Source organism: Chenggangzhangella methanolivorans (genome assembly GCF_019797865.1).
GTDB lineage: Bacteria > Pseudomonadota > Alphaproteobacteria > Rhizobiales > Methylopilaceae > Methylopila > Methylopila methanolivorans.
On record NZ_CP081869.1, the window covers coordinates 580,711 to 594,631 of the forward strand.

The window sequence follows — 13,921 nt, forward strand, 5'->3', positions numbered from 1 at the left end:
CATTGTTTACACGCGGACGGCCGCGATGGCTTCGATCTCGATCATCGCGGCCGGATCGTAGAGCGCCCGGACCTCGGCGATCGTGTCTGCCGGATAGGGCTCGGAAAAGAACTTTCGCCTGAGTTCGACGACCTCGGCGAACTGTCCCATGTCGGTGACGAAGATCGTCACCTTGATCACGTCCTTGAGGCTCGATCCGCCGGCCTCGAGCGCGCGTCGAAGGTTCGCGAAGGCCTGCTCGCCCTGCGCACGGAAGCCGCCCTCGACGATCTTTCCGTTGTCTCCGGCGCCGGCCTGGCCCGAGATAAAAAGCAGGTCGCCGAAGCGGATGCCCTGCGACAGCAGGTAGGGCGCGTAGTTATCGGTTTCGGTGATGACGCGTTCCAGCATGATCGTCTCCATGGGTTGAGGATTGAGCCGCCTTAGGCTGCGAGTTCCCGATCCTTGACGTCAGCAACGGGTCCAAGGATCGCAGGGTCGAAAGCGCCGAAGGCGCGCCCTTCGCGCGCCCGGTTCGGAAGGTCGGGGTTGGCGAGCGCGCCCTTGCCGAGCGAGACAAGGTCCGCGGCCTCGCCGATGACCTTCGCCGCCTGTGCGAGATCGCTCAGGCCGCCGTTCGCGATGATCGCGGCGTTCGGCGCGTAGCGTCTTGCGAGGGCAGCAAGGCTCGTGTCGCCGCCCTCGAACGCGGGGCGCCAGGCTTCGTGCTCGGTGACGTGGATGTAGTCGGCGCCCGCATCGCCAAGCGCGCCGAAGATCGCCTCGGCGTCAGCCTCGCCGCCCGCCCATTTGTGCGCGAAGTCGTTGACCTTACCCTGCGAGATCCGGACCCCGACCGGGACCGCGCCGCCGACGCGCTCCCGGACGACCCTGAAGACCGCAAGCGTCAGCTCCATCCGCCGCCGCGTGTCGCCGCCCCAGCGGTCAGTCCGCCGGTTGGTGTGATCGGTGAGGAACTGGTCGAGCAGATAGCCGTTCGCGCCGTGGATCTCGATCCCGTCGAAGCCCGCCGTTGTAACGGCCCGGGCCGCCGAGGCGGCGAAGCCTTCGACCGCGTCGGCGATCTGCTCTTCCGTGATCTCGGACGGCGCAGGGTAGCGACCCTGGCCGCGATAGAACGCCATCTGCTCGCCCATAGGCTGGATCGCAGACGGTCCGATGGTGGTCGGGCGGAAGCGGTTGCCCTGGCTCAGAGCGCCGGCATGCATGAGCTGCGCGACGAGCCGCGCCCCGTGGCGTCGGACAGCCTCGACCACGGGCGCCCAGGAGAGCGCCTGATCCTCGTCGGCGAGGCCCGGCTGATGCAGGTAGCCCTGCGCATGAGCCTGATCCGTGTAGAGCCCCTCCGTGATGACGAGGCCGAACCCGCCCTGCGCGAAGCGCTCGTAATAGCGGGCTATCCGCTCGGTCGCGAACCCGTCCGCCGTGGCGCTGACGCGCGTCATGGGGGCGACCGCGAACCGGTTGCGGAGGGTCATCTCCTTTATATCGAATTTCGTGAAGAGAGTGTCGTTGGACATTGTCCGCTCGTCCTGTCGTTCGGTTCGGCGCGCCTTTCAGAGAAGCTCGATACGCTTAAGTTCGTGCGGCAGAGATAGCCAAGGGTTGCGGCGCCCGGAAGCGCGGGTCGACGAGAATCAGTTTATCGTTCAGTGATAAGATATGGATCTTGGCGACGTCGCGTTGTTCTGCTCGATCGCATCGACCGGCAGCCTGTCGGGCGCTGGCCGTCAGGCAGGGCTGTCGCCAATGGCGGTCAGCCGGCGGCTTGCCGCGCTCGAAAAGGAACTCGGCGTCCGGCTGTTCCACCGCACCACCCGCTCGGTCGCGCTGACCGGCGACGGCGAGACGTTCCTGCCGCTTGCGCAGTCGATGCTGGAGGCGCGCGAGGCCGCGGCCTCGGCCTTCGCTGAACGGCGGGAGGCGGGCTTGAGCGGCGTCCTCAAGATCACGGCCCCGAACCTCATCGGCCGATCGATCGTGGTTCCGCTCGCCGTGTGGCTGATGGCGGAGAATCCGCTCCTCAAGGTCGACCTGACCCTGAGCGACGGCATCGTGGACATCGTCGCTGCCGGCATCGACGTCGCGATACGCGTTGCGACCCTGCAGGAATCCGGGCTGATCGCCATCAAGGTCGCGGACAATCCGCGGATACTGTGCGCTGCGCCCGGGCATGTCCGGGCCCACGGCGCGCCGCGTACGCTCGCCGAGCTCGACGACCATGTGTGCCTCACCCTTCACGCGATAGACGCATGGGTGTTCAGCCGAGCCGGAGAGCGGGTCGCGAAACGGGTCGCAGGGCGGTTGTCGGCGAGCAGCGTCGACGCGGTCCGGGCCGCCTGCCGCGCGGGAGCGGGCTTTGCGCTGCTGACCTTCTGGGACGTGGCCGAAGACTTGGCTAACGGAAGTCTCGTGGCTGTGCCGCTCGACGACGCGGAGACCGAACCGCTCGCGATATGGGCCGTACTTCCAACGCGCCGCCACGTGCCCGCTCGCGTCCGGCGCCTCATCGAGGAGATGAAGGTCCGGCTATCGAAGTCGCCGGGATGACCTCAACGAATATGGCGTACAGAATGTCGGCTTACAGGACGATCTTCGAAGTTTGTTGTTGGCGCATCTGAGCCCTACGGCCTCAAGCTGCGCCGACGATCTGCTCCTCGGGCGCGGGCTCCCAGCCGAACGTACTGCGACCACCATACTCATGCGACCGGCCGCGTTCCTCCCGAAGCACGTCGTCGATAGCGGGCCCGCTGACGACGGACTCGAGGCGTCGTGCTTCCCGATCGAGCCGCGTGAGCGCCTCCAGCCGCTCGTCATTGCCGAGCTTCGCTTTCGAGACTGTAGACTTCAAAACTCCGATGGTCTCGTCGTAGACGCGCGTAGGCACCGGGAACGGATGGCGGTCCTTGCCGCCGTGAGCGAAGGAGAACCGAGCGGGGTCGCTGAACCGACATGGCGCGCCATGGACGACCTCTGCCACCAAAGCGAGCGCCCGCACCGTTCGCGCCCCGACACCGGGCGTGGCGAGCACATCCGCAAAGTCCTCGGGGCCTCGTTCCGCCGCGGCGGCGATCGCCCCCTGGAGACGCCGTGCAATCACGTCGCTCGCACGGACCTCGTGATGCGCCGGCATAGACAGGTGCGGCAGCGTCATCTGGTCGGTGGGTATGGCCTCTTTTTCCGCGCGAGGTTCGAGCGCCAAGGCCTCGGTCGCGATTTTGTCGGGCGATGTGGTGCGAAGGAGATCGAGCTGCGCGTCCCGCGAAGCCGTGGCGCGGCGGTCCGCAAGGTTCAGGATCGAGCCGCCGGTCTCGCCGTCGATCGCCGCGTGCGAATCGTCGAGAAAGCTCGTAAGGCCCTCAGACAGCCAATGATACCGGCGCGCCTGCCGGAGATCGCCGTTCATGCCCCGCTGGATCACCGTCCAGCGACCATCGTCTGTCACAACGAAGCTGTGCAGGTAGAGATCGAAGCCGTCTTGAACGGCAGCGCTGTCGACCTTGACGATCAGCCGGCTGTTGGCTGCGAGCGCCGGAGCATCGATCCCGACCCGCGCCCCGACCGCGAGCAGCTCGCTTGGCGTCAGGCGCGACTGCTTTCCGCGGCCGCCGCAGACATGAATCCCGAGCTCGCCCGCAAGCGGCGTCAGACTCCGCTTCAGTGCGCCCACGACGCTGGTCGTCACCCCGGACGAATGCCAGTCCATTCCCATCACGGAGCCAAAGCTCTGGAACCAGAAGGCTGAGCGAGACGTTGCAGAAACTCGTCGCGACCGTAGTGGTGCACGATGGCTTCCGTGATGACCGCGCCGAGCTTGGTCATACGCTGGCCAAGCCAAGCCGGGACGTGCCCGCCATGCAAGGGAAGATCGGCGCTGCCGGCCCGTCGCGCCATCAGAACGGATCTCCACGGTCTCAAACAGCACTCTAGATCGCGACCGTCCTGGCCGCATCACGTCCGGCCGGGCGTCCACTGTGAGCGACGCCGCCTATCGCTTGTCCTTCGCCCTGCGCGTCGGCGCGTGGAAGTCGTCCGGCTTGGTCCGAACCCACGCGATGAAGGTCGCGACTTCAGGTTCAGCCCTCAACGCCTCGATGTCTGACAGACGCCGAGCAAGCTCCTTCTCTGAGAACAGCGCATGGATGACGTTGTGGCAGATCTGGTGAAGCAGGACGGTCGGCCCGAACGTGCCGCCGCGGGATTTTGGGACGAGGTGATGCTCCGACTGCCTGGCGGAGGAAGGAATCCGTCGCCCGCACAGCGCGCATCGCGGCAGCTCCTCGACGACGCGGTGCGCCTCCGCCTCGAGCGCCGCCTGGATCCGCTTCGCTCGGCTCATCGATCTGCGTAACTGGGTTGGCGGACAATTCGTCCCACGGCTCGTTCCCCTGAGTCTGATGGCGTGCCGGTCGCGGAACGCGGCAAGCCAAAGATAGCGTCTTGACTCTGACGTAGCCGAATTAGAACAGATAGCGAACATAATAGCGCGTCCGGTTCCGGAGGGAGACGAAAAGCGTGCGGCCGCAGCCCGCCATTGACTTGTTGCGCGCCCAGATTGAGCGGATCGAAGGCCGCTCGAAGCGCGCACGATCGGCGCTCCCGTTCGGGATCGCCGAGGTCGACTCGCGCCTTCCCGGAGGTGGTCTCGCTTTCGGAGCGCTGCATGAGGTCGCTGGCGGAGGCGACGGCGCGATCGATGGCGGCGGCCGCCCTGTTCAGCGCGGGCGTCGCCGCTCGCACCAAGGGAAAGGTCCTGTGGTGCGTCACGCGTCCCGACCTGTTCGCGCCGGCGATCGCTCAAGCCGGGCTCATCGCCGACCGGGTGATTTATGTCGAGGCCGGCGACGACAAGACCGTGCTTGCCTGCATGGAGGAAGGCCTGCGCCATGGCGGCCTCGGCGCGGTGATCGGCGAACTCGCTCGCCTTGCGATGACGGCCTCCCGCCGACTCCAGCTTGCAGCCGAAGGGACAGGCTCGATCGGCATCGCGCTTCGTCGATGGCGACGACAGGCGGAGGCGATGGATTTCGGGCAGCCGACGGCGGCGACGACCCGATGGCGGATCTCGGTGATTCCGTCAGCTCCGCTACCAGTGCCGGGCGTCGGAAGACACCGATGGCTCGTCGAACTGATCCGGGCGCGGGCGGGCGAAAGCGCTGATTTCGAACTGGAGGCGTGCGATGGCACGGGTCGTCTCGCTCTTCCTTCCGACCTGGTCCACCGACAGGTTCCGGCGCAGGGCTGGCGACGCAGCGCCGCCGGCTGAGACGCCGTTCGTCCTCGTTGGGCGCGAAGGCAACAGGCGAGCCGTCGTGGCCTTGGACGCGGCCGCGTATGCCGCAGGCCTTCGGATCGGGATGGCGGCGACCAAGGCCCAGGTCCTAGTGAAGGACCTCATCCTTTACGACGCCAACCCGGCAGAAGACGCCGAGGCGCTTGAACGGCTGGCGGTCTGGGCGCTGCGGTTTTCTCCGATCGTCGCGCCCGATCCGCCAAACGGGCTCGTCATTGAGGCGACCGGCGCTGATCATCTTCACGGCGGCGAGGCCACGATGCTGTACTGCCTGGTCGGCAGGCTCGCGATGTCGGGCGTCGCAGCTCGCGCTGCCGTCGCCGACACCTGGGGCGCGGCCCACGCGCTTGCCCGGTACGTCGCCCGAGCCTCCACCGTCGCCTCCCGGGGCATGGCCCGACTGTCCTCGCCGACCTCCCGCTCGAATCCCTGCGGATTCAGGGTCCGACCGCGGCCGCGCTGCGGACGCTTGGATTCGACCGGGTCGGCGACCTTCTGGCGCAGCCCCGGGCGCCGCTGACTTTGCGCTTCGGCCCAGAGCTCGGCCGCCGGATCGATCAAGCCCTCGGGGACCTGGCCGAACCGATCGAACCGGTCCGACCGCCGGATCTGATTGAGGTGAGCCGCGCATTCGCCGAACCGATCGGTGCTGCTGAGACGATCGCGCGCTACATCGAGAAGCTTGTGGTCCAGCTCTGCGAGCGACTGGAGGAGCGCGGCCTCGGCGCGCGCCGGCTCGATCTCATCTGCCGCCGCGTCGACAACGACATGCAGGCGGTCCAGGTTGGCATGGCGATGCCCGTCCGTGACGTGAAGCGGCTGACGCGGCTGCTCTGCGACAAGATCGAGACCATCGCGCCAGGATTTTCGAGATGATGACGCTCGCCGCGACCGTCGCCGAGCCCTTCGGACACAAGCAGGCCGTCAGCTCGCTGATCGAGGAGACCGTCGCGGACGTCTCCGACTTGGTCGACACGCTGATGAACCGGGTCGGCGAGCGGGCGATCTACCGGTTCGCACCCGTGGCGAGCGACGTGCCCGAACGCTCGGTGTGCCGCGTGCCCGCGATGTCGGCGGACACTGGCGCGGGCTGGCCGGGCCACTGGCCCGCGGCCGTCGCGGCTACTGCCTCTCGACCCGAACCGGTCGAGACGGTCGCGCTGCTCCCCGATCATCCGCCGGGTCAGCTTCACCTGGCGCGGCATCCGCCGGCGGGTGCGGCGCGCCGACGGCCCGGAGCGGGTGTTCGGCGAGTGGTGGACGCGGGACGCCGAACTGGTCGCGGTCCGGGACTACTTCCGGATCGAGGATGACGCAGGTGAGCGCTACTGGCTCTACCGGGCTGGCGACGGCGAGGATTCTTCCACTGGATCACACCGCTGGTTCGTGCACGGCGTGTTTGGATGACCGGCCACCGCTACGCTGAACTCCAGGTCACCTCGCACTTCTCGTTCCTGCGTGGCGCGTCGTCCTGTGAGGAGCTGTTCTCGCAAGCCTCGGTCTGTGGAATCGAGGCGCTCGCGGTCGTCGACCGCAATTCGCTCGCGGGGATCGTCCGCTCCCACGAGGCCGCCAAGGTCACGGGCGTGCGCGCCGTCGTGGGCTGCCGCCTGGATCTCGCCGACGGCATGTCGGTGCTGGTCTATCCGACCGACCGGGCGGCTTACTCGCGGCTCTGCCGACTGCTGTCGCTTGGCAAGCGCCGCGGCGGCAAGGCGAAGTGCCATCTCGAGTGGCTTGATCTCGTCGCTTACGGCGAAGGCCTGCTCGCCGTGCTCGTCCCCGACGTGGCCGACGAGGAGTGCGGACTGCGGCTGCGTCGCCTTCGAGACGCGTTCGGCGACCGGGCCTACATGGCGCTGACGCTGCGCCGCCGGCCCAACGACCAGCTTCGGCTTCACGAGCTCTCGAACCTTGCGACGCGAATGCGCGTAGCGACGGTCGTGACCAACGACGTCCTCCACGAGCCCTCGCGAAGGATGCTGCAGGATGTCGTCACCTGCGTCCGCCACAACGTCACGATCGACGCGCTGGGCGAGCGCCGAGAACGCCATGCCGATCGGTATGTGAAGCCGCCGGAGGAAATGCATCGGCTGTTCAGGCGCTACCCGGAGGCGGTCGCGCGCTCGCTGCAGATCGTCGACCGCTGCCGCTTCAGCCTGGACGAGCTTGCCTATCAGTACCCGGAGGAGCGCGACGACCCGACGCTCACCCCGCAGGAGACCTTGGCCAAGCTGACCTGGGAGGGCGCCGCCGAGCGCTATCCGGAAGGCCTGCCCGACAGCGTCCGTGCGGCGCTCCAGCACGAGCTGACGCTGATCGAGAAGCTGAGCTACGCGCCGTATTTCCTCACCGTGAACTCGATCGTGCGCTTCGCCCGCTCAAAGGACATCCTCTGTCAGGGCCGAGGCTCGGCCGCGAACTCGGCCGTTTGCTTCGTGTGGCATCACCTCGATCGATCCCGGCCGCCGCAACGACCTCCTGTTCGAGCGCTTCGTCTCCGAGGAGCGCCGCGAGCCGCCGGATATCGACGTCGACTTCGAGCACGAGCGGCGCGAGATCGTCATGCAGTGGGTGTTCGAGACCTACGGCCGCGACCACGCGGCGCTGTGCTCGACGGTCATCCGCTATCGCGCCAAGGGCGCGCTCCGCGACATCGGTAAGGCCTTGGGGCTGCCAGAAGACCTGATTGGGACGTTGTCGGGCCAGCTTTGGTCATGGTCGGAACAGGGCGTCGAGCAGCGCCATGTCGAGGAGCTGAACCTCAACCTCGCAGACCGTCGGCTGCGGCTGACGCTCGACCTCGCGCGCCAGCTCATGGGGCGCCGCGGCATCTCAGCCAGCATCCCGGCGGTTTCGTCCTGACCCATGACCGCCTCGACGACCTCGTCCCGATCGAGCCGGCCGCGATGGTCGACCGCCAGGTGATCGAGTGGGACAAGGACGACATCGACGCCCTGAAGTTCATGAAGGTCGACGTGCTCGCGCTTGGCATGCTGACCTGCATGAAGAAGGGCCTCGACCTCTTGGCCGAGCACAAGGGCGCGAATTTCGACCTCGCGACGATCCCGGCCGAGGACCCGCGAACCTACGCGATGATCCGCAAGGCCGACACACTCGGGACCTTCCAGATCGAGAGCCGCGCGCAGATGTCGATGCTGCCGCGGCTGAAGCCTCGGACCTACTACGACCTCGTCGTTCAGGTCGCGATCGTCCGCCCCGGGCCGATCCAGGGCGACATGGTCCATCCGTATCTTCGACGGCGAGAAGGGCTCGAGCCCGTCCACTTCCCCAGACCCGAGCTCGAGAAGGTGCTCGGCAAGACGCTCGGCGTGCCGCTGTTCCAGGAGCAGGCCATGCGGGTCGCGATCGAGTGCGCAGGGTTCACGCCCGGGAAGCGGACATGCTCCGCAAGTCGATGGCGACCTTCAAGTTCACCGGCGGCGTCTCGAAGTTCAGGGAGAAGCTTGTCGCCGGCATGGTGGCGAACGGCTACGAGCAGGAGTTCGCCGGGCGCACCTTCAAGCAGCTCGAGGGCTTCGGCTCATACGGCTTCCCGGAGAGCCACGCGGCGTCGTTCGCGCTGATCGCCTATGCCTCCGCCTGGCTGAAGTGCTGGCACCCGGACGTGTTCTGCGCCGCGCTCCTGAACAGCCAGCCGATGGGGTTCTATGCGCCGGCCCAGATCGTGCGGGACGCCAGGGACCATGGCGTTGAGATCCGCCCCGTCTGCGCCAATGCCTCGCGCTGGGACTGCACGCTCGAGGCGACGGACGATGAGACCCGCTTCGCCGTCAGGCTGGGCCTGCGGATGACCAAGGGCCTGTCGAACGCTCATGCCGCCGCGATCGTCGCGGCGCGCGGCGCTCGTCCTTTTGCCTCGATGGACGATCTCTGGCGTCGCGCGGGTGTCCCCGTGGCCCCTGACCCAGATCGCAGAGGCGGACGCGTTCCGGCCAGCCTTCGGGCTTGCGCGGCGAGAGGCGCTCTGGTCGATTCGGGGCCTGCGCGATGAGCCGTTACCGCTGTTCGCTGCGGCGTCGGCGCGTGAGTACGAGATTGTTCCGGAGGTGTCCGAGCCCGCCGTCGCGCTGCGGCCGATGACGGCTGGCGGCGAGGTCGTTGAGGACTACCGCCATGTCAGCCTGTCGCTCCGCACCCATCCGGTCGCGTTTCTGCGAGAAGATCTGAAGCGGCGCCGAATGGTGACCTGCCTCGAGGCCATGGAGGCGCGAGACCGGCGCTGGGTCGAGATCGCGGGCGTGGTGCTGGTCCGACAGCGCCCGGGCAGCGCCAAAGGCGTCATGTTCATCACGCTCGAGGACGAGAGCGGGGTCGCGAACCTCGTGGTCTGGCCGAACGTGTTCGAGAAGAACCGCCGCACGATCCTTTCGGCTGGCATGATCGCGGTCTATGGCCGGGTTCAGCGTGAGGGCGAGGTCGTCCATCTGGTCGCGCAGCGCCTTACGAACCTGTCGGCGGAGCTCGCGAGCGTCGGGGAACGCGATGGCGAGTTTCCGCTGCCGCACGGACGCGGCGACGAGGTGCATCACGGTTCGACGCCGGGCCCTCGTGGGTCCCCGCCGAAGGGGCTCAAGACGCGCGACATCTACATTCGCGATCTTCACCTCGACACGATCAAAGTGAAGACGCGGGACTTCCGATGAGAAGCGTTCCGGCGCGGTTTCGAATGCAGCCCGGGACCGTCATTCAAGACCCGCGCGCCGCCGCATGGCTTTCCAGTTGGACCGGATCTCTTCCAGTCGACCTGCAGGGGCGGCGCAGGGCTGCGCAGCGGCGCTGAGCGCTTGGTCGACCATCAGCTTATGGCTGGTTTCGTCACTGAGGCCCATCGCGTCCGCCATCGCGGTCGCGACTTGCGCCGCAAACATCGGGCCTTTCGATGTCGCAGGCCACGGCCTGTCCCGCGACATAGCCAAGCTGCCGCAGCAGCTGAACGTCGTCCGTTGGCTCAGCAGTAACAGGTTGCGACAGCAGGAGCACGAATGTCAGCGTCGCTCTCATAGACCAGTTCCTGCTTGATCCCGCGCGATGCGACGATGATCGCGATGACGGTTTCTAGGCTAGCGCTGTGAGGCAGGCCGCGGTCCAATGCGGTCTAGCGCGCAAGGACCGGCCCTGACACCGAGATGTCCAGATGTGTAACCTCTACTCGTTGACAAAGGGTCAGACTGCGATCCGTGAGCTGACGCGCGCAATGGTCGACCGCACCGGCAACCTGCCGGCCATGACGGGAATCTTCCCGGATTATGAAGCGCCGATCGTGCGCAACGGCGCAGGCGGTCGCGAGCTCGTGCTCGCTCGGTGGGGCATGCCGTCATCTCGAAAGGCGTTGTTCGACGCCGCCTCCAAGCGCGCCGACAAGCTGCGCGCCAAGGGTAAGGACGTCGACTTCGACCAGCTGCTGAAGATGGAGCCCGACGCGGGAACGACCAACATCCGCAATGTCGTGAGCAAGCACTGGACGCGCTGGCTGTCGGTCGAGAACCGCTGCGTGGTCCCGATGACATCGTCTCGGAATACGAGCGCGGCGTGGACGGCAAATTCTCGCCGACGTGGTTTGCGTTGGCTGAAGATCGACCGCTCTGCGTCTTCGCTGGCCTGTGGACGTCTTGGTCGTCGGTCCGTAAGGCGACCAGGGGCTGGGAGCCGGAGGTCGACGTCTATGGCTTCCTGACGACTGAGCCGAACGCGGTCGTCGCTCCGATCCATCCGAAAGCCATGCCGGTCATCCTCACAAACAGCCGAGGAGATCGACATCTGGATGGAGGCGCCTTGGGATGAGGCGCGCGCGTTACAGCGCCCGCTTCCGGACGATGCGCTCACTGTCGTGGCGCGAGGCGCCAAGCGAGACGGTGATGTCGAAGGCCCTGAGCGAAGCCCGTGGCGCGGGTTTCGTCTGCTTCATGGAAGCTGGACGTCTCCGAAGAGGCTTTCGAAGTCGACCTTCGGCAGGACGCGCCGCGCGACGAACATGCCGACGACGGACACCTCGCCGAAATAGGCATGGATCATGTCCTTGCAGACTGTGAAGCTGCAGCCGGTCGTAAGCACGTCGTCGACGAGCAATACGCGACCCACGTCCTTTGCGCAGAGGCCCTTATCAATCTCGAGGCTTGCCTTAAGCTCTTCGGTATCCCGGCGCGCTCCCGAAACGTGACGCGCTTCTCGATCGGCGGTCGAAAGCAGCATTTCACGAACGTCGCAGCGGGGGTCGATACGTTTCACGACCTGAAGCATGCGATCGTCATGATCCGGAGATGACTTCGGCCGGGAAGGCGGGATCGGCACGATCGTGATGCTGTCGAGCGCGTCGTCCTGAAGGCTTAATCGGATTGCGCGCGCAGCGCGCTCTATCGCACGCATCTTGTGCGGCCATTGAGCCGTCCCGCGTACCGAGGGCGGCTTCTTCAGATTTCGAATGAGCTGATTGGTTTCGCTATAACTGAACGACTCGTTCGACGTATAATCGCCGAAGAAATAGCAGACGTCGTCCGGTCGAAGCAGATAATGATCCGGCCGCTCGAGATCTCCAATGCGGCGGGCTCTACCCGACCAGCTCGTGTCGGATGTCATCGTAGCTCCGGACGCGCACGGCTCCCTCACGCTCGAACTTCGCGGGCCAAGTCAGATCCGCCCGCTCGAAGCAGCTGTTGAGGATGAACAGTTTCCGGCCTTGCTTCAACGCCTCGCGGGCCTGGATCAGAGTGCCTGAGGTCTCGCCGGCCTCGACGATTATCGTCGCCTCGCTGATCGCGGACATCGTCTTGTTCCGCTCCGGAAAAAAGAAGCGGTTCACCTTCGGATTCTGGGCCTCGTAGCGCTCGAGCGGCACCTGGCTGATCACAAGGTGGTTCTTTGCGATCTGGCTTTGCAGATCCCGGTTCGCCTTTGGATAAACATGCCCAAGAGGCGTCCCGATGACGGCGATGGTCGATCCGCCTGCCGCGATCGTGGCCTGATGCGCCGCGGTGTCGATGCCTTCCGCCAGCCCGGAGACGACGGTGAAGTCGTCCGCGACAAGCTTTTTGGCGAGCTGCCGGGCGCGCGCGATCCCGTCTTCGCTCGGTTTACGCGTGCCGACCACGGCGACGGAGCGCGAATGCACCAGATCCCAGTTGCCTTGAAAATAGAGCAACTCGATTGGATAGGTGGCGTCGCGGAGCTTGTTGGGATAGTCGGCCTCGCCAAAGACGCGCACGTCGAAGCGGCTTCCGATCAGCGCTCGGAGCCTATCGACGACCCGAGCCGCATAAGCCCGCGCTTCACTTTCGGGGACGAGGTCCGATGGCCTTACGCCGTCTCCACTGGAGAACCGTTCCGCCAGTGACTTGAAGCTCGCGCGATCGCCCGCCCAGAGCGCCTCATAGGCGCCGAGCTCCAAGGCTGCGTCGATCGGCGCGACGAACGGCCATTCCTGTTGCTGGCGAAGCGTGAACGAAGATTGCGTCATTTCGGGTCCTGCGACCGCGCAGCTAGCGCGGACGGGCTCAAAGGCGTCAACGAACATCAATGTCTGCCCGAATCATCAACAAACCTTACACCGGAACATATAAAGAACAAACTATAAATATATAAGAATTATCAAGGATTTAATGGGCGTTGTCGCTTTGCTGGATCGGCGTCGGACCTTTTGTGGAGGCGCCGCCCGTTGACTGAAGCGCGACGTCGCAGTGGGTCGGGTTTGCGGCGATGATGGGGCTCGCGACGCCATGCGGTTTGTGCTCGGCTTGGTCGCATGGCGTCATTTCCCGCACCGGCCGGCCGGCCCCGATCAGTCGTCCGCTATGGCGCGGGACTGAAGTGCTGGCGGAGCAGGTCGCGGTCGCTGGCTGAAAGCCGGTAGCCACTGAGATGGACTGTGCCGGTCGCCGGGACGCCCCAAAGCTCGCCCGTCTTCGCCAGAGCGACGCCCTTGCGGCCGCGGAGCGCCACGTCGCCTTTGGTGAGAAGATCGAAGTTGCCCGATCCAATGATCACGATGCGCTTTGGCCTGAGAGCATGGACGATGGCCTCCTATCGCTCGGCGGAGAACGTCTCGAGCTTGAGGCGTAGTGGCGTCGGCAGCTTCATCCATGCCTTGACGCTTGGGGCGCGGAAAAAGATGGCGTTGAGGCCTGTGCTGCGCGCCGTTCTCTCTGGGCCGAACACAGAGCGGATCTGCCTCGTCAAGGGCCAGGGCTTGACGGCGTAGTCGCTTTCCTGCGGCCAACTCTCGTGGTGTTGAACATCTTCGATCTTTTTGCCGCCGGGCTGATAGCCCAGGAACAGAAGCGGCGCGCCGATCATGGGCGGCCCGTACAATATCCGGAAGCCAAGCGCGGCGTCGGCGAGCTCATCCTTCACCGAGGCGTAGAATGAGCGCGTTTCGTCATAGATATTCTGGCAAAGCGTATCGATCATGGGCCGAAAGTGGCGTGCTCCGCGCGTTTTGGAAGCGCTGGTCGAGTGAGCGGTCCCCAGCCTGGTTCGCCGGGAGCGTCTCCGCAGCGCGTCGCGCCGATCAAGGCAACATGATCGCCATGTTGTCTTTGAGCACGAAATGAGCGCGGCAGCCTGAGGTGAGATCCACCGATGGGTGAAGGCTGACGCGCCCGCCCGAGACTT

General features: G+C 65.9%; 9 protein-coding genes and 5 pseudogenes. 5 read left to right on the forward strand and 9 right to left on the reverse strand.

Going from position 1 to position 13,921, the window contains the following annotated elements:
* Positions 1 to 6: 6 nt before the first annotated feature.
* Positions 7 to 390, reverse strand: coding sequence for a RidA family protein (locus tag K6K41_RS03040; RefSeq protein ID WP_261403852.1), 384 nt, complete (start codon positions 388 to 390; stop codon positions 7 to 9).
* Between the two features lie 32 nt (positions 391 to 422).
* Positions 423 to 1,520: an NADH:flavin oxidoreductase gene (locus K6K41_RS03045; protein ID WP_261403853.1), complete on the reverse strand. Its 1,098-nt coding sequence runs from the start codon at positions 1,518 to 1,520 to the stop codon at positions 423 to 425.
* Between the two features lie 142 nt (positions 1,521 to 1,662).
* Between K6K41_RS03045 and K6K41_RS03050 the strand changes: the two genes are divergently transcribed.
* Positions 1,663 to 2,550, forward strand: a complete 888-nt coding sequence (locus K6K41_RS03050) for a LysR family transcriptional regulator (RefSeq protein ID WP_261403854.1) — start codon at positions 1,663 to 1,665, stop codon at positions 2,548 to 2,550.
* A gap of 82 nt (positions 2,551 to 2,632) precedes the next feature.
* Here K6K41_RS03050 and K6K41_RS03055 read toward each other — a convergent pair.
* Both K6K41_RS03055 and K6K41_RS03060 read right to left on the reverse strand, forming a co-directional pair.
* A pseudogene (locus K6K41_RS03055) lies at positions 2,633 to 3,894 on the reverse strand (DUF763 domain-containing protein).
* A gap of 94 nt (positions 3,895 to 3,988) precedes the next feature.
* On the reverse strand, positions 3,989 to 4,339 hold the full coding sequence (locus K6K41_RS03060) for an HNH endonuclease (protein ID WP_261403855.1): 351 nt from the start codon (positions 4,337 to 4,339) through the stop codon (positions 3,989 to 3,991).
* A 176-nt stretch (positions 4,340 to 4,515) separates the two neighbouring features.
* Between K6K41_RS03060 and K6K41_RS03065 the strand changes: the two are divergent.
* From K6K41_RS03065 to K6K41_RS03075, 3 pseudogenes are all read left to right on the forward strand, one after another.
* Positions 4,516 to 5,266, forward strand: a pseudogene (locus K6K41_RS03065) (ImuA family protein).
* Positions 5,181 to 6,700, forward strand: a pseudogene (locus K6K41_RS03070) (Y-family DNA polymerase). The pseudogenes K6K41_RS03065 and K6K41_RS03070 overlap by 86 nt, the downstream one beginning before the upstream one ends.
* Positions 6,697 to 9,960 (forward strand): annotated as a pseudogene (locus K6K41_RS03075) (error-prone DNA polymerase). The pseudogenes K6K41_RS03070 and K6K41_RS03075 overlap by 4 nt, the downstream one beginning before the upstream one ends.
* A gap of 39 nt (positions 9,961 to 9,999) precedes the next feature.
* On the opposite strand, the gene K6K41_RS03080 reads toward K6K41_RS03075, so the two are convergent.
* Positions 10,000 to 10,185 carry a hypothetical protein gene (locus K6K41_RS03080; protein WP_261403856.1) on the reverse strand — a complete coding sequence of 62 codons (186 nt, stop codon included), beginning with the start codon at positions 10,183 to 10,185 and terminating at the stop codon, positions 10,000 to 10,002.
* Between the two features lie 266 nt (positions 10,186 to 10,451).
* Here K6K41_RS03080 and K6K41_RS03085 point away from each other — a divergent pair.
* Positions 10,452 to 11,168 (forward strand): annotated as a pseudogene (locus K6K41_RS03085) (SOS response-associated peptidase); the annotation flags it as partial.
* 50 nt (positions 11,169 to 11,218) lie between these two features.
* On the opposite strand, the gene K6K41_RS03090 reads toward K6K41_RS03085, so the two are convergent.
* The 4 genes from K6K41_RS03090 to K6K41_RS03105 form a co-directional block, all read right to left on the reverse strand.
* Positions 11,219 to 11,890, reverse strand: coding sequence for a hypothetical protein (locus tag K6K41_RS03090; RefSeq protein ID WP_261403857.1), 672 nt, complete (start codon positions 11,888 to 11,890; stop codon positions 11,219 to 11,221).
* On the reverse strand, positions 11,862 to 12,767 hold the full coding sequence (locus K6K41_RS03095) for a DNA-processing protein DprA (protein ID WP_261403858.1): 906 nt from the start codon (positions 12,765 to 12,767) through the stop codon (positions 11,862 to 11,864). The genes K6K41_RS03090 and K6K41_RS03095 overlap by 29 nt, the downstream gene beginning before the upstream one ends.
* A 332-nt stretch (positions 12,768 to 13,099) precedes the next feature.
* Complete coding sequence (locus K6K41_RS03100; protein ID WP_261403859.1) at positions 13,100 to 13,294, reverse strand: hypothetical protein; 195 nt, start codon at positions 13,292 to 13,294, stop codon at positions 13,100 to 13,102.
* A 36-nt stretch (positions 13,295 to 13,330) separates the two neighbouring features.
* Positions 13,331 to 13,717: a hypothetical protein gene (locus K6K41_RS03105; protein WP_261403860.1), complete on the reverse strand. Its 387-nt coding sequence runs from the start codon at positions 13,715 to 13,717 to the stop codon at positions 13,331 to 13,333.
* Positions 13,718 to 13,921: the final 204 nt, after the last annotated feature.